The organism is Thermus sp., from assembly GCF_040290245.1.
In the GTDB taxonomy this organism is placed as follows: domain Bacteria; phylum Deinococcota; class Deinococci; order Deinococcales; family Thermaceae; genus Thermus_A.
This window is the reverse complement of sequence record NZ_PSMQ01000034.1, coordinates 1-17,723: the sequence shown is the minus strand read 5'-3', so window position 1 is coordinate 17,723 and position 17,723 is coordinate 1. Positions and strand designations below refer to the sequence as shown.

The 17,723-nt window shown below is 64.4% G+C and carries 15 protein-coding genes, 1 rRNA gene and 1 pseudogene; 9 read left to right on the top strand and 8 right to left on the bottom strand.

Annotated features, from left to right (window positions below; all coding sequences use genetic code 11):
• Window positions 1-62: ribosomal RNA gene (locus tag C4301_RS06210) — 16S ribosomal RNA — on the bottom strand; the annotation flags it as partial.
• A gap of 542 nt (window positions 63-604) precedes the next feature.
• Here C4301_RS06210 and C4301_RS06205 point away from each other — a divergent pair.
• The 5 genes from C4301_RS06205 to C4301_RS06185 all read left to right on the top strand — a co-directional run bounded on the left by C4301_RS06205 (window position 605) and on the right by C4301_RS06185 (window position 5,515).
• Window positions 605-1,270, top strand: coding sequence for a PspA/IM30 family protein (locus C4301_RS06205; RefSeq protein WP_352414236.1), 666 nt, complete (start codon window positions 605-607; stop codon window positions 1,268-1,270).
• 107 nt (window positions 1,271-1,377) lie between these two features.
• Window positions 1,378-2,043: a hypothetical protein gene (locus C4301_RS06200; protein WP_352414234.1), complete on the top strand. Its 666-nt coding sequence runs from the start codon at window positions 1,378-1,380 to the stop codon at window positions 2,041-2,043.
• 8 nt (window positions 2,044-2,051) lie between these two features.
• Window positions 2,052-3,887, top strand: a complete 1,836-nt coding sequence (gene dxs, locus C4301_RS06195; RefSeq protein ID WP_352414233.1) for a 1-deoxy-D-xylulose-5-phosphate synthase — start codon at window positions 2,052-2,054, stop codon at window positions 3,885-3,887.
• Entirely contained in the window at window positions 3,877-4,512 is a 636-nt protein-coding gene (locus C4301_RS06190) for an MBL fold metallo-hydrolase (protein WP_352414232.1), read from the top strand. The genes dxs and C4301_RS06190 overlap by 11 nt, the downstream gene beginning before the upstream one ends.
• Before the next feature lie 4 nt (window positions 4,513-4,516).
• On the top strand, window positions 4,517-5,515 hold the full coding sequence (locus C4301_RS06185) for a hypothetical protein (protein WP_352414231.1): 999 nt from the start codon (window positions 4,517-4,519) through the stop codon (window positions 5,513-5,515).
• 192 nt (window positions 5,516-5,707) lie between these two features.
• Here the strand turns inward: C4301_RS06185 and pyk are convergent, their stop codons facing one another.
• From pyk to dnaA, 4 genes are all read right to left on the bottom strand, one after another.
• A complete protein-coding gene (gene pyk, locus C4301_RS06180; RefSeq protein ID WP_352414230.1) occupies window positions 5,708-7,132 on the bottom strand; it encodes a pyruvate kinase in 1,425 nt (474 codons plus the stop codon).
• Complete coding sequence (gene eno, locus C4301_RS06175; protein ID WP_352414229.1) at window positions 7,119-8,387, bottom strand: phosphopyruvate hydratase; 1,269 nt, start codon at window positions 8,385-8,387, stop codon at window positions 7,119-7,121. The genes pyk and eno overlap by 14 nt, the downstream gene beginning before the upstream one ends.
• Before the next feature lie 40 nt (window positions 8,388-8,427).
• Window positions 8,428-9,657, bottom strand: coding sequence for a DNA polymerase III subunit beta (dnaN, locus tag C4301_RS06170; RefSeq protein WP_352414228.1), 1,230 nt, complete (start codon window positions 9,655-9,657; stop codon window positions 8,428-8,430).
• A 303-nt stretch (window positions 9,658-9,960) separates the two neighbouring features.
• Window positions 9,961-11,274, bottom strand: a complete 1,314-nt coding sequence (dnaA, locus tag C4301_RS06165) for a chromosomal replication initiator protein DnaA (protein ID WP_352414227.1) — start codon at window positions 11,272-11,274, stop codon at window positions 9,961-9,963.
• A gap of 91 nt (window positions 11,275-11,365) precedes the next feature.
• Between dnaA and mnmG the strand changes: the two genes are divergently transcribed.
• The 4 genes from mnmG (at window position 11,366) to C4301_RS06145 (ending at window position 15,549) form a co-directional block, all read left to right on the top strand.
• The gene (gene mnmG, locus C4301_RS06160) at window positions 11,366-13,156 is read left to right on the top strand and encodes a tRNA uridine-5-carboxymethylaminomethyl(34) synthesis enzyme MnmG (protein ID WP_352414226.1); all 1,791 of its coding nucleotides are present in this window, start codon (window positions 11,366-11,368) and stop codon (window positions 13,154-13,156) included.
• A gap of 138 nt (window positions 13,157-13,294) precedes the next feature.
• Entirely contained in the window at window positions 13,295-14,023 is a 729-nt protein-coding gene (gene rsmG, locus C4301_RS06155; RefSeq protein WP_352414225.1) for a 16S rRNA (guanine(527)-N(7))-methyltransferase RsmG, read from the top strand.
• 4 nt (window positions 14,024-14,027) lie between these two features.
• Window positions 14,028-14,768: a ParA family protein gene (locus C4301_RS06150; RefSeq protein WP_352414224.1), complete on the top strand. Its 741-nt coding sequence runs from the start codon at window positions 14,028-14,030 to the stop codon at window positions 14,766-14,768.
• The gene (locus C4301_RS06145; protein WP_352414223.1) at window positions 14,752-15,549 is read left to right on the top strand and encodes a ParB/RepB/Spo0J family partition protein; all 798 of its coding nucleotides are present in this window, start codon (window positions 14,752-14,754) and stop codon (window positions 15,547-15,549) included. Before C4301_RS06150 ends, C4301_RS06145 begins: the two co-directional genes overlap by 17 nt.
• On the opposite strand, the gene C4301_RS06140 is transcribed toward C4301_RS06145, so the two are convergent.
• The 3 genes and pseudogenes from C4301_RS06140 to C4301_RS06130 all read right to left on the bottom strand — a co-directional run.
• Window positions 15,537-17,270: a ComEC/Rec2 family competence protein gene (locus tag C4301_RS06140; RefSeq protein WP_352414222.1), complete on the bottom strand. Its 1,734-nt coding sequence runs from the start codon at window positions 17,268-17,270 to the stop codon at window positions 15,537-15,539. The two genes, C4301_RS06145 and C4301_RS06140, sit on opposite strands and share 13 nt — an antisense overlap.
• Window positions 17,257-17,610 carry a ComEA family DNA-binding protein gene (locus tag C4301_RS06135; protein ID WP_503012398.1) on the bottom strand — a complete coding sequence of 118 codons (354 nt, stop codon included), beginning with the start codon at window positions 17,608-17,610 and terminating at the stop codon, window positions 17,257-17,259. Before C4301_RS06135 ends, C4301_RS06140 begins: the two co-directional genes overlap by 14 nt.
• Window positions 17,529-17,723 (bottom strand): annotated as a pseudogene (locus C4301_RS06130) (YcxB family protein); the annotation flags it as partial. The gene C4301_RS06135 and the pseudogene C4301_RS06130, both read right to left, overlap by 82 nt.

Here is a 17,723-nt window from a genome sequence, read left to right as displayed (position 1 = left end):
ACTTGCATGTCTTAGGCACGCCGCCAGCGTTCACCCTGAGCCAGGATCAAACTCTCCAAAGAAGAAGCCACTTGCGTGGCCTAAACGCTCTGTTACCCGCTGATCTCCCCTTTTCAAGGTCCCCCTGCTCAGGGCTTCCCCCTCGCAGCAACCGTTATCCTACCAAGCTCCTTGGGGTTTGTCAAGCTCTGACCCTTCTGAGTTCTCATCCCTCTAAGGGCTGGGGCTCGACCATCTGGAGAAAAAAGAGGGGGTTATAAGGCGTGCAAACCCCAACCCCCCTTAGGGAAGGGTTGGGGCTTTTGGCCTTTTAGGCACCGCGTTGCGGGGCAGGGGGGGGTTGCCTAGACTCGTGGCGAATCCCGAGCGAGGGAACCTTTTCCGGTTGGCCCTGATCGCCCCCCCTCCTTTGCGAAAAGGGGCGGTGCAGGGGCTAAAAAGCCTCCTCTAGCCACCTGCCCTGGGGAGAGTGAAGATGAGCGCTCAGCTGAACCCCTCCATTGGGTGCAAGGTGGCAAGCCCGAGCTATTGAAGCGTAGGGGATTGCCGGAACTGAGCGGGGAGGGTCGGGGCGGTATACTAGATGGGGAAAGGGGTGGTAAATGTGGGGATTTTAGACCGTTTGAGCCGGCTCATCCGGGCCAATTTAAATGATCTTCTGAAACGGGCGGAGGACCCGGAGAAGATCATCACCCAGGCCCTGGAAGACATGCGGCAGGCCCTTAGGGAGGCAAGGGAAAAGGTAGCCGAGGCCATGGCCGAGGAAAAACGGCTTAGGCGTGAGGAGGAAAGCTACCGCAGCCAGGCCGCTCTTTGGGAAGAAAAGGCGAAGGAGGCCTTGCGGGCGGGTCGGGAAGACCTGGCCCGGGAGGCGTTGAAACGGAAGCGGCAGGCCTTGGACCTGGCGGAGGGGTTCAAGGCGCAGGCAGACGAGCAAAAAGCGCTTGTGGATCGGCTCATGATCCAGCTAAAGGCCCTGGAGGCCAAGATCCAGGAAGCGGAAAGCCGAAAAAAACTCCTTTTGGCGCGCAAAAAGGGGGTGGAAGCGGCAGAGGAGCTGAGAAGGCTCGAGTCCCGCTTGGATGCCCACCCGGCCCTCGAGGCCTTTGAAGAGATGGAGGCCCGCATCCTGGAAATGGAGGACAAACACGAGGCCTTTAAGACCATGGACCAGGAGTTAACCTTGGAAAAGGAGCTGAAAGCCCTGGGGGAGGACCAGGCCCTGGAGGAGGAGCTGGCCCGGCTCAAGCGGGAGATGGGCGCGGGGTAGGGGTTTTGCCTAAGGCCCAGATGCCTAGGGTGGATTCCCCTTGAAACCACCCACCAAGCGAAGAAGTGTTGGGCAGCCTACGGGGAAAGAGGGTTAAACTCTTTATGATGAGTCGGCCCATGCGGGTCCATGCCCTTTTGGCCTTAGGGATCCTCCTCACGGCCTGCGCACCCCAGGTGGCCCAGAAGGCGAGGCCCGAGTTCAAGGACGTGGGCTTCTACCCCGCCCTGACGGGTCTGGAGTGGGTCTACGTCCCAGAAGGGGAGAAGGTCACCGCCCCGCCCTACCGGGCGCGCATCGAAGGACCTGCGAGTTTCCTTGGTCAGGAGGCTATTCGCGTCTACATGGGCGGCCGGGGGGAGGAAAGGCGATACTACCGACGGGTGGACCGGGGGGTCTGGCTTTTGGGGTTTGAAGACCCCTCGGTCCGGGTGATCTTCACCCCCCCCATCCGGGAGTACCCTCCGGAGGAAGACCTCAAGGAGGGGTACCGGTACGAAGGGGAGGCGGCGGTAAGGATGGAGCTTCGGATGGAGCTTCTATCCCCTTCGCGCCCCCCAGAACCCCTGCGAGAGGGGCGGCTTTCCTACCTCATAGAGGTGTTGGAAAAGCGGGAAGTTCGGGTACCTGCAGGGGGTTTCCAGATCTACCGCATCCGGCAGCGGTACAAAGACGAACAGGGCGAGACCCTTTATGAGGTCTGGTTCGCCCCCTATGTGGGTGAGGTCCGGACCCGGGAGGGGCGGATTTTAGTGGAGACCAATTTCCGCTAGGAGGGGGTATGGTTTTGGAAAAGGTGAACTCCCCAGAGGATCTGAAGGCCCTGGACTGGGACGAGCTGATGGCTCTGACAGAGGAGATCCGGAGCGAGATCATCCGGGTCACCGCGCAAAACGGCGGGCATTTGGCCTCCTCCTTGGGAGCGGTGGAGCTCATTTTGGCGCTTCACCGGGTTTTTGACTCCCCCAAGGACAAGATCCTCTTTGACGTGGGGCACCAGGCCTACGCTCACAAACTGGTCACCGGGAGAAGACACCTTTTCCACACCCTGAGGAAGGAGGGGGGGATCTCCGGCTTCACCAAGGTCTCCGAATCCCCGCACGACGCCATCACCGTGGGGCACGCCTCCACCTCCTTGGCCAACGCTTTGGGTATGGCCATCGCCCGCGACCTAAGGGGAGAGGACCACCACGTGGTGGCGGTGATTGGGGACGGCGCGCTCACGGGGGGGATGGCCCTGGCCGCCCTCAACAAGATCGGGGAGCTCAAGAAGCGGATGCTCATCATCCTGAACGACAATGAGATGAGCATCTCCGAGAACGTAGGGGGGCTGAACCGGTACTTTAAGGAGCTCCAGATCCGGAAATGGGTCCAGGACATGGAGAAACTGGGCCGCCACATCCTGGAGCAGATCTCTCCCCGGCTTTTCAGCCTGGTGGACCGGGCAAAGGAGGCGGCAAAGCTGGTCCTTCACCAGGAAAACCCCTTCTACGCCTGGGGGATCCGGTACGTAGGGCCGGTGGACGGACACGACCTAAAGGGGCTTATCCACCTCCTCGAGCACCTAAAGGAGCTGGAGGGGCCGACCATGCTCCACGTGGTCACCACGAAGGGAAAGGGCTATAAGGTGGCGGAGGCTGACCCCATCTACTGGCATGGCCCGCCCGGCTTTAACCCGGAGAAGCCGGAAAAGATAAGCAAGGGCTACAGCTGGAGCCAGGCCTTCGGGGACGCGGTCACGGAACTCGCCCACCTCGAGCCCGGGCTTTTCGTCATCACCCCCGCCATGCGGGAAGGCTCCGGCCTGGTCCGCTACGCCCAGGAGCACCCGGACCGGTTCTTGGACGTGGGCATCTGCGAGGACGTGGCTGTGACCACTGGGGCAGGGATGGCGCTTAAGGGGTTAAAACCCATCGTGGCCATCTACTCCACATTCCTGCAACGGGCCTACGACCAGGTCATCCACGACGTGGCCATCGAAAGCCTGCCTGTGGTCTTTGCGGTAGACCGGGCGGGGCTTGTGGGGGCAGACGGGGCCACGCACCACGGGGTGTTTGACATCGCCTATCTCCGGACGATCCCCAACGTGGAGATCGCTGCCCCCAAGGACGCCTTCGAGCTCCGGGCCATGCTCAGACAGGCCCTCACCAGACCGAACCCCGTCTTCATCCGCTACGCCCGGGACAATGTGGAAAGGGTCCCGGAAGGGGTCTGGCCGGAGATCCCCTGGGGGAGGTGGGAGGTCTTGAAGGAGGGAAGCGAGGTCTATATCCTCGCCTTCGGAAAGACCCTTTCCTACGCCCTCGAGGCCGCAGGAGAGGACCCCCGCGTGGGGGTGGTGAACGCCCGATTCCTAAAGCCCTTGGACCTGGAGGCCCTCCGCGGCCTCGCCCGCTACCGGCTCATTACCGTGGAGGATCACCAAAGGATGGGGGGGTTCGGGAGCGCGGTGCTGGAGGCCTTCAACGAGATGGGTCTAAGGCCTGAGGTCCGGGTGCTGGGCCTGCCGGACCGGTTCATAGAGCACGGAGCCATCCCAAGCCTGCACCGCAAGGCGGGGATTGACGCGGAGGGAATCCGGCAGGCCCTGGCCGAGATCTTGGTCTATGAGGCCTGAGCGTGTGGCCTTTTCAGCCAACCTTTACCGCCTCCCCCTGGAAAATGGACACCTCCTGGTGGACGCGGGGCTTCCTTGGGAACAAAAAAGGCTTCTTACCCTTTTAAACGAACCCCCCCGGGCCCTTTTCCTCACCCACCACCACCTGGACCACTCGGGGGGGGCCAGAGCCCTTTGGGAAAGGTTTCGGTTGCCCATCTATGCCCATCCCCGGGACATCCCCTACCTTACGGGAGAGAAGCCAAGACCCCCCCTACCCATCCCCCTGGTGGGGAAGACCCTTGCCAACGCCGCCCCCCCTCTTCCCAAGGAGGCGGTCCTTCCCGTGGAGGAAGGGGAGGTCCTCTTCGGCTTCCGGGTCGTCCACCTTCCCGGCCACACCCCGGGCCAGGCGGGGCTTTTAAGGGAAGGCCAGGAGGGCTTCCTCCTGGCGGGGGATGCCCTGAGGGGGGGAAGAAAAGGGCCTATGCCCCCACCGCCCTTCGCCACGGAGGATCGGGCGGAGGCCCTCCGGACGATCGAGCGCATCGCCCGGTTCGAGGTGGCCTGGGTCTATGTGGGCCACGGAGGCCCCTTCCCTCAGGAGGCGGTGCGCGCCCTGGCCCGCCGGCTGGGTGTAGCCTAAGGGTATGAAAACCCTTTCGCTTTTGGGCCTAGCCCTTCTTGTCCCCCTGGGCCTGGCCCAGACGGTTACGGTCTATCCTGGCTTCGCAGAGGTCAAAGAGCCTGTAACCCTTCCCGAACCCCCCTGGACCTTCCTCGCTCCCGAAGGGCTTTTGGAGAGCCTTCTTCCTGGGAGCCTGCGCCTTTTAGGGGTGGAGGAGGAGGCCCGGCGGTTTGCCCCCGGAGGGGTGGTCTTCTACTACCGCAAAGGGGGGAGGGCGGAACTCCGCTACCTGACCCAGGCGGTCTCGGGTTCCTTGTTTTACACCCTGGAGGACACCTTGCTCACCGCGTGGGCACGCATCTCCTCCAGGCTCGACCTTTCCCCCAAAACCCTTTTTCTCGTGGCGGGGGAGGTTCCGCTTGCCCCTTCCTTCCAGCCCAAAGCCCTGATGGAACGAGGCGGCCCTCCCCCCTCGGGCGAAGGCTTCGGCGTGCACCGCTACCCCCTTCCCGCCCTCCCCCTCAAACCCGGAACCACCGAGATCCGCTTCGCCCAGAAGGCGGTGGTCCTAGAACGGATCCTCTCCTATGAAGGGGGGTTTTCCACCCAGGAGACCCTTCCCCTCACCCGGGGGTACCGGTTTTCCGCCCCCTTTCCCTTGGCCCCGGGAAGCGTGGAGGTGACGGAAAAGGGCACCTTCTTAGGCCAGGGGCGGCTTCCCCTGAGCGGCGAAGGGGGGGAGGTCCGCTTCGTTTTGGGGCAGGACCTCGAGGCCCGCGCCCTCCGAACCCTCCGCCTCCTCGAGCAAACAGAGAAGGGGGCCACCTTCCAGGTGGAAACCCGGATTCAGAACCCCTATCCTTACCCCGTCCTTCTTCGGGTGCAAGAGGTCTTTCCCCGACCCTTTCGGCTGGAAGGAGAGGTGCAAACCCTACCCGAAGGGTACCGCTTGGAAAGGCTTTTGGCCCCAAAAGAGGAGTTCCGCTGGGGCTACCGGGTGAGCCTACCCGGGTTCCCTTGAAGGCCCACGCCCCGTGCACCCCCAGACCCCTCAAAGGGGGGGCGGTCTGGAAACAATCCCCTGGCGCGGGCCCGGCTTCACGGTGTTCGCTTCGCGAAGCAGCACGGGGTTCGCTGTTCGGTGTTTGCTGGAACATAGCCCCTACGGGGCTGACCGCAAAGCAACGCGAAGCAGCGGCCCAAGGGGCCTAGTTTAGGAAACCCGCTCCACCCGGAGGAGGTTGGTCGTCCCCCGCACCCCAAAGGGCACCCCGGCGGCGATCACCACCCGGTCCCCCACCTGGGCAAGCCCCAGGGCCTTGACCTCCCGAAGCGCGATCCGAACCATATCGTCGGTGTCCTGAGGATCGGGGGCAAGATGGGGGTAGACCCCCCAGACCAGGGCCAGCTGGTTGCGCACCTCCGGGTTAGGGGTGAGGGCCAGGATGGGCACCGGGGGCCGGGTGCGGGCGATGCGCCGGGCGGAGCTTCCGGTGGCGGTAAAGACGACGATCGCCTTCGCCCCCACCGCCTCCACCACGTCGTCGGCCGCCTGGGCGATGGCGTCCTGGGTGGTGGGGGTGGGGGCCGGGCGGAGGACGTTGAGCTTGTGCACGAACTCCGGGGAGGTTTCCACCACCTCGGCGATGCGGCGCATCATGGCCACCGCCTCCACGGGGTAGGCCCCGGCGGCGGTCTCCGCAGAGAGCATCACCGCGTCAGAGCCGTCAAAGATTGCGTTCGCCACGTCGGAGGCCTCGGCCCTGGTAGGAAAGGGGTTTTGGACCATGGACTCGAGCATCTGCGTGGCGGTCACCACGGGCTTCCCGGCGGCGATGGCCCGGAGGATGATCCGCTTTTGAACGATGGGAACCTCCTCAATGGGCATCTCCACCCCCAGGTCCCCCCGGGCCACCATCACCCCGTCGGCCTCCTCGAGGATCTCCTCGAACCGCAAGACCGCGGAGGGCTTCTCGACCTTGGCCATCAGCCGGGCCCGGGAGCCGAACCGGGCCAGGTAGTGCCGGGCGAGAAGGAGGTCGTCCCGGCTCCGGACAAAGGAGACGGCCACCCAGTCCACGGAAAGTTCGGCCCCCAAGGCCAGGTCCTCGATGTCCTTATCGGAAAGGGCAGGGATGGACAGGTCCGCCCCCGGAATATTGATCCCCTTTTGGTCGGAAAGAACCCCCCCCACCTCCACCCGGGTGTGGATCTCATCCCCCTCCACCTTCTCCACCCGGAGGCGGATCTTTCCGTCGTCCAAGAGGAGGACCTGGCCCGGCCCTACATCCTCCGGAAGGCCCTCGTAGCTCACCGAAACCCGGGTCTCATCCCCCTCCACCCGCTCCCGGGTGAGGACGAAGGGTTGGCCTGGCTCCAACACCACCTTGCCTGAACGGAACCGGCCGATGCGGATCTTGGGGCCCTGAAGATCCTGAAGGATGGCCAGGGTCTTCCCCGTTTCCTCCGCCACCTCCCGCACAAGCCGAACCCTGGTTCGGTGGTCCTCCGGGGTGCCGTGGCTGAAGTTGAGCCGGAAGACGTTCGCCCCCGCTTCCACCAGGGCCAAAAGGGTCTCCTTGGTCGAGCTTTTAGGACCCAGCGTGGCCACGATCTTGGTGCGCTTAAAATGCAGCATGGCCTAAAAACCGGGCCGCCGGGCCCAGGTGCTCCTCGATGCGCAAAAGCTGATTGTACTTGGCCAGGCGGTCAGAGCGGCTTAAGGAACCGGTCTTGATCTGCCCCGCGTTCACCGCCACCGCCAAGTCGGCGATGAAGCTGTCCTCCGTCTCCCCCGAGCGGTGGGAGACGATGACCCGGTAACCGGAGCGCTGGGCCAGCCGGATGGTCTCGAGGGTCTCCGTAAGGGTACCGATCTGGTTCACCTTGACCAAGACGGCATTCGCCACCCTCCGCTCTATGCCCATTTGCAGCCGGGCGGGGTTGGTGACGAAGAGGTCGTCCCCAACCAGCTGGACCCTGTCCCCCAGGCGCTCGGTCAGGAGCCTCCACCCTTCCCAGTCGTCCTCGGCCAGCCCGTCCTCGATGGAGAGGATCGGGTACCTCTCCGCCCAGCCCACCAAGAGGTCCACCATGGCCTCTGGGGAGAGGCTCCGGCCCTCCCCCTCGAGGCGGTACTCACCCTTTTGGTAAAGCTCCGTGGCGGCCACGTCCAGGGCCAGCCAGACCTCCTTCCCCGGCGTATACCCCGCCTTTTCTATAGCCAAAAGGAGGAGCTCCACCGCTTCCTCGTTGCTCCTGAGGTCGGGGGCAAACCCCCCTTCGTCCCCCACGTTGGTGCTGTAGCCCTTGGCCTTGAGCACCTCCTTAAGGGCATGGAAGGCCTCCACACCCATGCGAAGAGCCTCCTGAAAGGAAGGGGCCCCCGCGGGGACCAGCATGAACTCCTGGAAGTCCACCCGGTTGTCCGCGTGCCTCCCTCCGTTTAAGACGTTCATCAAGGGCACCGGGAGGACTACCCCATCTACCCCTCCTAAATACCGGTAAAGGGGCAGACCCAAGGCCTTCGCGGCGGCCCGGGCGGTGGCCAGGGAAACCCCCAAAATGGCGTTCGCCCCCAGGTTGGCCTTGTTGGGCGTGCCGTCCAGCTCCAGCATCGCCCGGTCCACCGCCTCCTGGTCTAGGGCGTCCATCCCAATGAGTTCCGGAGCGATTCGCTCGTTCACAGAGGCCACGGCCCGCCTTACCCCCTTGCCCCCGTACCGGCTTCCCCCGTCCCGGAGCTCCCAGGCCTCATGGGTCCCGGTGGAGGCGCCAGAAGGGACCATGGCCCGTCCGATGACCCCCCCTTCCAGCTCCACCTCGGCCTCGAGGGTCGGATTGCCCCGGGAGTCTAGAACCTCCCTCGCTCGAACGCCGATGATGCTCGTCATGCCCCCTCCTTTGGAAACGCTTCTGCACCCCCCTTTGAGTCTACACCCTCAGGGGCACCACCACGGCCAGGTACCCCCCCTCTTGATCGCCCTTGGCTGAGACGGCCGCCGGGGCCTGTGCCCCGGAGAACCTGAGCAAGGCCACGCCCTCAACCGGGCCCAAGGCGTCTAGGAGGTAGCGGGCGTTGAAGGAAAGGCTCATCGCCACCCCTTTGGTCCTCAAGGGGACCTCCTCCCGGCCCTTCCCGTAATCCCCCTCCGCGTTCAGGGTGAGGCGGCCATCCTCGAAAAGGAGGTCCAGCCGGTGGTTCTCCCGGCTGGCCAAAGCCCCCACCCGCCGGAGGCTTTCCTTTAAGACCTCCGCCTCCACCTCCACCTCGAGGGCCCACTCCTTGGGGATCACCCGCTCGTAATCGGGGAAGCTCCCCTCCATGAGCTGAACCGTCATCTCAGCCCGCCAGGGCTTGCCCGCGGGGGCCAGGGCTAGGGAGATGGTGCCCCCCTGGGACCCTCCCGGCGAAGAAGCAACCGAAAACCCCAAGGCCACCTCGTCCTCTGGCCCCGCGGCCTTGAGAAGCCGCACCATCTCGTCCACGGCCCGGGCCGGGACGACCAGCCGGATGGGGGCCGCTTGGGGTTCGCCCAGCGAGGTAGCCCAAGCCAAGCCCCCCTCGAGGTCGTAAAGGGCCAAACGATACCCATCCGTGGCCACCGCCCTTAAGCTTTGGCCGAGCTCGAGCTGGATCCCCCGGAAGATGCCCCGGTACTCCTCGTTGCTGGCCGCGTAGCGGACGTGCACCAGGGCCTTCAGGAGATCCAGGGCCTTCAGGTGTAGCCGGGCCTCAGGGACGAAGAGTTCAGGGAAGCCCTCCGGGTCCGCCAAGGCCAGGCGGGTCTGGAAGGCGCCCGAGGCCAGGCCCAGCCCCTCCTTGCCCACCTCGAGAAGAACCTCGTCCCCGGGAAGGGAGCGGACCACCTGGGCCAGGGGGGCGGCGGGGACCAGGACATGGACGGGGCTGGCCTCTTGGTGCTCCCCTTGGGAAGCAAACGCGTTAAGGCCGATAAAAAGGCGGAGGCTCACCTCCTCGTTCGTCCCGGCCAGGACCAGGCGGGGGGCCTTTTGGGGTTCATCCCCAAGCGAAGCCGCCGGGGATGTCTCAAGGGCCAGGCTAAGGTAGGTCAAAAGGGGATTGTGGCTTTTACTGGGAACAACTCGTTCCAGAAGGGCTAAGGCTTCGGCAAAAACCTTTTTATCCAGATGGGTTTTCATTTTTCCCCTCTTTTCTTCTTCTGTTACTACTGTCTTTTTTAAAAGATCTTAAAGACTTAGTAGTTGTAGTAGTAGGGCCTGTGGATATGTGGATAATGGGGGGAAAACCCCGTCCAGGAGGCCAATCCGCTTGTGGATAAGCGCTGTGGATAAACCGCCTTCCCCTGTGGATAACCTGTGAATAACTCATGGGGTTATCCACAGGGGAAGAGGGGTGGGGGGTTCTCCACAGGTTGTCCACAGAGTTATCCACAGGGAATCCCCGGGTTATCCACAGGGTTGTCCACAGGTTATCCACACCCTTCATAGAAGGGCCTCCTTCAGGGTCCTGAGGAGGTTTTGCACCTCCCGGTCGCTTTCCACAAGCTCCTGGACTTTTTGGATAGCGTACAGGACCGTGGTGTGGTCCCTGCCGCCGAAGAACTGGCCGATCTCGGGCAGGGAGGCCCGGGTCAGCTCCCGTACCAGATACATGGCGAGTTGCCTGGGTAAAACCACCTCCTTCCTCCGCCCGCTGCCTTTCAGGTCCTCGGGCCGAAGGCCAAAGTGCTCGGCCACTCTGCGCAGGATCTCCTCTGGGTCCACGCTGGGCTCCCGGGGAGCAAAGATGTCGGAGATGGCTCGAGCCGCCACCTGCTTCGTCAGCTCCACCCCGTTCAAGGAAGCGTAGGCCACTGCCCGCATTAGGGCCCCTTCCAGCTCTCGGATGTTGGAGGTCACCTGGCGGGCGATGTACTCGAGGACCTCCTCGCTGACCTTGAGGCCCCGTTGCTCCGCGTTCATCTTCAAGATGGCGATGCGGGTTTCCAGATCCGGGGGTTGGATGTCGGTGATCAGTCCCCATTCAAAACGGCTGCGCAGACGGGCCTCCAGGGTCAGAATGTCCTTGGGGGGGCGGTCCGAGGAGAGGATGATCTGCTTGTGGGCTTCGTAAAGGGCGTTGAAGGTGTGGAAGAACTCCTCCTGCGTGCGTTCCTTCCCCGCAATGAACTGGATGTCGTCCACTAAAAGGAGGTCCACCGAGCGGTAACGCTCGCGGAACTCCGCCATCCGGTCCTCCCGGATGGCGTTGATGAGCTCATTGGTAAAGGTTTCCGTGGAGACGTACTCGATCTTCAGGTGAGGAAACCGTTTGGCCACGGAGTGCCCCACCGCATGCATCAGGTGGGTTTTCCCCAAGCCCACGCCCCCATAGATGAAAAGGGGGTTGTAAGCTCGGCCAGGGGATTCCGCCACCGCCACCGCTGCGGCGTGGGCCATAGAGTTGTTGGGTCCTACAACGAAGTTTTCAAAGGTGTACTTGGGGTTAAGACGGGTTTTCCCCTCGGCCTCCTTTTCCTTGGGCTGGAATATCTCCTCCTGAACCGCAGGGGATGGGACGACCCTCAGGTCAAACCTCGGGGCCTGGGCCCCCAAAAGGGCCAGGGCCTCTTCCAAAAGCCCCGCATAGTGCTTCCGGATCCAGTCCAGGGCAAAGGAGGTGGGCACCCCCAGTTCCAGAACCCCATCCTTGATCCCAAGGGGGCGGATGCGCTCAAACCAGGTGTGGTATTCCACCTCGGTGATGTTGCGCCGAACGTGTTCCAGGATGTGTTGCCAGATGGTCTGGTGCGTCAAGGCGCATCCCCCCAGGGCTCCATTTTATCCATTCGGACGATCTGGGAGGAGGGTGTTGCAAAGGCAAGGAGGGGGCGCTTAAATGAGAAGGATGGGCTGGGACGTCCTGGTGGTGGGAGGTGGGCATGCGGGGCTGGAGGCCGCTTGGGCGGCCGCAGCCCTGGGGGTGCGGGTGGGCCTGGTGACCGTTAACCCTGACCGCATGGGGATGATGCCGTGCAACCCCGCGGTGGGGGGGCCTGGGAAGAGCCAGCTGGTGGCCGAACTGACCGCCTTGGGGGGTCTGATGGGCCGCGCCGCGGATGCCACGGCCATTCACACCCGTCTTTTAAACCGTTCCAAGGGCCCTGCGGTCCAGAGCCTCCGGGTCCAGGTGGACCGGGACCTGTACGCCCTCGAGGCGCAGGCGCTTATCGCTACGCGTCCGGTGGAGGTCCTGAGGGGCGAGGTTGCGGGGCTCGCCGTGGAAGGGGGGCGGCTAAGGGGGGTCCATACCGTGGACGGCCGGTTTCTCGCGGCGAAAAGCGTGGTGGTGGCCAGCGGGACCTTCCTTAGGGGAATGGTCTGGTACGGCAGGCGGTCCCGGCCCGCAGGCCGCCAGGGGGAGCCCCCGGCCCGTTACCTTTCCCAAAGCCTTCAGGCCTTGGGGCACCGTCTCCTCCGGTTCAAGACCGGGACCCCGCCCCGCATCCGGGCGGACTCGGTGGCCTTTGACCGCCTCGAGGTGGTCCCCCCCGATGATCCCCCAGGAAGCTTCACCGGAACCCCGGGTCCTCACGCCAAAGCCTTGCCCACCTGGCAGACCCGGACCACGCCCAGAACCCACGCCCTGATCCGTTCCAACCTGCACCTCTCCCCCCTGTATGCGGGGGATATCGAAGGCATCGGACCCCGGTACTGTCCTTCCATCGAGGACAAGGTGGTCCGGTTTGGCGACAAGGAGAGCCACCTCCTCTTCGTGGAGCCGGACGGCCTGCATACGAGCGAGGTCTACCTTCAGGGGTTTTCCAGCAGCCTTCCCCCGGAGCTGCAGGAGGAGATGGTGCGGAGCCTGCCCGGGTTTGAGCGGGCGGTCATCCAGCGGTACGCCTACGCGGTGGAGTACGACGCGGTGGACCCGCGTGAGCTCACCCTGGGCCTTCAGTCCCGGTTCCTTCCCGGTCTTTTCACCGCTGGCCAGGTCAACGGCACCTCGGGGTACGAGGAGGCTGCGGCCCAGGGGCTTCTGGCGGGGTTGAACGCGGCCCGGTTTGCCCTGGGGCTTCCCGAGGTCCACCTCCCCCGCTCCTTGGGGTACATCGGGGTGATGGTGGAGGACCTGGTCCACCGGGGGGTGGACGAGCCCTACCGGATGATGACCTCCCGGGTGGAGCTCCGGCTTCTTTGCCGCGCGGACAACGCGGATGAGCGCCTCACGCCCTTGGGGGTGGAGTGGGGGCTTCTCCCCAAGGAGGCGTTGGACCGGGTGCGGGCCAAATACGCCCGGGTGGAGGCGGAGCTTATGCGCCTGGCTGCCCTTCGTCTCGAGGGGGTGCGGGCCTTGGACTGGCTGAGGCGGCCCGAGGCCAGGTATGAGGAGGTCCTGCGCCGCTTTCCCCCTCCTGAGCCCCTTTCCCTGGAGGAGGCCTTCCAGGTGGAGGTGCGGGCCAAGTACGCGGGGTACATCGCCCGGCAGGAGAGGCTCCGGGCGGAGCTTGTGGACCTCGAGCGCCGCCTCCTTCCCCAGTCCCTGGACTTCGCCCGCATTCCTAGCCTTTCCCGGGAGGCGGTGGAGAAACTCACCCGGTACCGTCCCCGCACCCTGGCGGAGGCGGCCCGCATCCCTGGGGTTCGCGACTCGGATCTCACCGCCCTTCTCGTTTACCTCAAGCGTTCGGCCTAATAATGGTGTTCCCTTCGGGAAGCACGATAAGGTGTTCCCTTCGGGAAGCACGATAAGGTGTTCCCTTCGGGAAGCACGATAAGGTGTTCCCTTCGGGAAGCACAGAGGTGTTTCACGTGAAACACCTATACTGGGGGCGTGGAAGGCCTGAGCCCAGAAGGGAAGGCCCTACTCTTGGAGGGGGGAAGAGCCTTGGGCCTGGACCTCGCCCCTTACCTGGAGGCCTTTTCCCGTTACTACGCCCTCCTCAGGGAGGCCAACCAGCGGCTCAACCTCACCGCCCTCGAGGGGGAGCGGGAGGTGGTGGTCAAACACTTCCTGGATGCCCTCACCCTGGTGCCCACGGGGCTTTTTGACCAAAAAGAGGCGGTGCTGGATCTGGGCACGGGGGCGGGGTTTCCAGGTCTTCCGTTGAAGATTCTCCGCCCACGCCTGCGGATGACCCTGCTCGAGGCCACCCGGAAAAAGCTGGACTTCACCCAGGAGGTGGTGAGGGCCTTGGGGCTGGAGGGGGTGCGGTTTCTATGGGGCCGGGCGGAGGAGCTGGCCCACACCCCGGAGCGGGAGGCCTACGACCGGGTGGTGGCCCGGGCAGTGGCCCCTATGCCGGTGCTTCTGGAGCTGGCCTTGCCCTTCCTCCGGGTGGGAGGGGTCTTCGTGGCCCAGAAGGGCCCCCGGGTGGAGGAGGAGCTTCGGACCTCAAGGAGGGCTTTAGAGCTCCTGGGTGGAAGGCTTCTGGAGGTCCAGACCTTGCGGCTCCCCCTCTCGGAAGAGGAGCGGCGCCTTGTCCTGGTCGAAAAAGCCGCGCCCACGCCCTTGGCCTACCCCAGGAGGCCGGGGGTTCCGGAAAGAAAACCGTTATCCTAGAACCATGCGGCGCATCGGGGTGGTGAACCAGAAGGGAGGGGTGGGAAAGACCACCACCGCTTTGAACCTCGCCGCCTACCTAGCCCAGGCCGGAAAACGAACCCTTCTGGTGGACCTGGACCCCCAGGCCAACGCCACAAGCGGCCTGGGGGTCCGGGCGGAGGTGGGGGTGTACGAGGTCCTCCAAGGCCTTCCCCTCCAAGAGGCCCTAACGGAGGTTCTTCCGGGCCTGGACCTCTTGCCCGCCACTTCCCGGCTGGTGGGGGCTACGGTCGAGCTTTCCCAAGACCCCCAGGCCCTAAAGCGGGTTCTAGAGGATGCCCAGGGGTATGAGTTCATCCTCCTGGATGCCCCGCCCAGCCTAGGCCCTCTCACCGTAAACGTCCTCACCGCTGCCCAGGGCCTCATTATTCCCGTCCAGGCGGAGTACTACGCCCTGGAGGGGATGGCGGGGCTGATGGAGACGGTGGAGGAGGTCAGGGCCAGGCTGAACCCCAGCCTGAGGGTCCTGGGGATCCTTCTGACCATGTACGACCCCCGGACGCTCCTTTCCCAGCAGGTGGAGGCCAACCTTCGGGCCCACTTTGGGGAAAAAGTCTTCTGGACCGTGGTCCCTAGGAATGTCCGGTTGGCCGAGGCCCCCAGCTTCGGTCAACCCATCCTGCGCCACGCCCCCACCTCGAGCGGGGCTCACGCCTACCGCCGCCTGGCCGAGGAGGTGATCGCCCGTGTCCAAGAAGCCTAGCGGTCTTGGAAAGGGCCTCGAGGCCCTCCTGCCCCGGGGAGGGGCCGGGTTGGTCCGGCTTCCTCTGGAACTCATCCGCCCAAGCCCTAACCAGCCCCGCCGCCGCTTCCGGGAGGAGGCGCTTAAGGAACTGGTGGAGAGCATCCGCGAGAAGGGGCTTCTCCAACCCCTCCTCGTCCGGCCCAAGGGGGAGGGGTATGAGCTGGTGGCAGGGGAGCGGCGGTACCGGGCGGCCCTGGAGGCCGGGCTCAAGGAGGTTCCTGTCCTCGTCCGGGACCTGACCGACCGGGAGGCCCTGGAGATTGCCCTGGTGGAGAACCTGCAACGGGAGGACCTCTCCCCGGTGGAGGAGGCCTGGGGGTACCGCCGTCTTTTGGATATGGGGCTAACCCAGGAGGAGGTGGCCCAGCGGGTGGGTAAGGCGCGTTCCACGGTGGCCAACGCCCTAAGGCTCCTTCAGCTGCCCGAGGAGGCGCTGAAGGCGTTGGACGAGGGCCGGATTACCCCCGGCCATGCCCGGGCCCTTCTGATGCTGCCCGAGGAGGAGCGGCGTTGGGCTTTGGACGAGATCCTGACCAAGGGGCTTTCCGTCCGGCAGGCCGAGCGGCTTAAAAGGAGAAAGCCTAGGGGGGAACCCGACCTCGAGCGCCAGGCCCTGGCGGAGGAACTTTCGAAAAGCCTGGGGCTTAGGGTAAGCCTCTTTAGGAAGCGCCTGGTGATTGAGTTTTCTTCCGAGGAGGAGCTGGCCCTTCTTTTGGAGCGGCTGGGTTACCAGGCGTAGCCCAGCGCCAGCCTTAAGGAGGCCGCCTCCTTGAGGCCTGGAGGAAGGCTCCAGGTCCTTCCCTTCCCTGCGATCTCCACCGGCCCTTCTTTGAACGCCCCCCGGGCGGTGTAGCCGGAGAAGAAAAGGGTCCAGCCGTCCTTGCGCACCTCGAGCCGGAGCCCTCCCGTGCTCAGGTCCAACGCCTCTCGGCCCGGGTGGATCACCCTGCCCACCGGAAGGGCCCGTTGCAGGATCCGCGCCGGGCCTTCTTCCGCAACCAGAACCTCAAGCGCTCCCACCCCCAGGGCCTTAAGGGCCCGGGCAACCCCTTCGGGATCCTCCCTTCCCATTAGAAAAAGTACCTCCCGTTGGCCCAACCGGAAAAAGAAGGCATCCTGGCCCAGCCTTAGCGCCTCCACGGGCTTTGGCCAGGCGGAAAGCAGGCTGAAGGCTAGGGGGAGGCTGGTCAGAAGAAGGGCCTTCTCCCAGGACAGCTTGCGATAAAGGGCGAGGCCTAGGGGAAGGAGGCCCAGGTAGTAGAGGGCGAACCCAGCAAAGGAGATCTCTCCCCAGACCAGCTGAGGCCCTTGTGCAAAAAGGTGAGTTAAGGCCAAAAGGAGCCGGGCAAGCGGCTCTACCACAGGGGCCAGAAGGTCTCCTAGGAGAAGTTTTAAAAACCCCAGGGGCACCAAGACCCCTACCAAAGGGAGGGCAAAAAGGTTGGCCAGAGGGGAGAGGAGGGGAAGGAGGTGGAAGTGGTGAAGGAGGAAGGGCAGGGCAAGGGCTTGAGCGGAGAGGGTGGTCCAGAATGCGCCTTGAACCACCCCCAGGCCCCCTTTGGCCTTTGGAAGGGCAGGGAGGCCCAGGGCGAGGCCCAGTGTGGCCAGGTAGGAAAGCTGGAGGCTAAGGCTAAAAATTGTCCAAGGAGAAAGGAGCATCTGAAAAAAGAAAGCAACTCCTAAAGCGGAAAGAAGGCTGGACCGTCCCAACCCAAAAAAGAGGCCCAAAAGGGAAAGGCCCGCCATCAGGGTGGCCCGGAGCAGGGAGGGGTTGGGGCCTACCAGGCCCAGGTAGAGGAGAAGACCCAAAAGGGCGAGGAGGTAGCGGGAAGGTCCCAAGGGAAAGAGGAGGAGGACAAAAAAGGCAGCCAGAAGGCCCACATGGAGGCCGGAGAGGGCGAGGAGGTGGGCCAGCCCGGACTCCTGAAAGGCGGCGTAATCCCCCAACCCCTGTTTCTCCCCTAGGGTGAGGGCTTCCATCATCCGGGCCACGCGAGGGGAAAGCCCATCCCGAAGCCGGGTTCGGAAGACCTCCCGGCCGTCGGGGACCGGGGTTTGTTCCAGCACCGTTTCCACCTTGAAAACCGCCCGAATGCCCTGGCCCAGGAGCCAGGTTTGCTCGTCCAGACCTCCGGGAAGCCGTGGCGGGGCTGGCGGGACGATGCGGCCTTTCAGGTGGTAAACCCCGTCCTCCAAGGGGGGGTTCACGTGCACCGCCCCGCTCGAGGTGTGGAGGATGCCCCGCTGCACCACCCCTTCCGCCTCGAGGGGGCCAGAGGGTGGAAGGGGAAGGGGGAAAAGAAGGCTTCTGAAGAAAACCAGGATAAACCCCAGGAGAAAGGGAAGGCGGAAGACCCCCACCAGGGCCCCGCCAACGAGGGCCAAGGGGTGGACCAGGGCCAGGCTGGCCAAGAGGGCCCCCAGGCCCAGGCCTAGGCTTAACCGCTCAGGGGCGTACATAGGGGCGTAGGCGCTCCAGGGTGGCCGGCCCGATCCCCCGTATCTTTAGGAGGTCCTCCACCCTTTGGTAGGGCCGGTTGTCCACGATCCTTTTGGCCAGAGTGGGGCCGATGCCGGGAAGGCGCATCAACTCCTCCAGACTGGCCCCGTTGAGCGAGACGGGGCCGGTCTCAACCCGTGCGGCCTCCCCTGCCCGCTGGAGGACCCTTACCTCTAGAGGCCTGGGGGCGAGCTTAGGGTAAAGAGCCCCCAGGCCCGCTAGGAGGACCGCGAGGAACCAAAGGACCAGAGCAACACGAAGAAGTTCAGGCTGGCCAGGACCACCCCCATCTGGACCCACAGGTCGGTGGGGTTCAGAAGGGCGAACCCGAGACCGTAGGCGAGGCTCAAAAGGGCGAGGGGGCGGCCCAGGAAGGCCAAAGGGTCTTTCCCCTCTCGAGCCGGTTTCGCAGG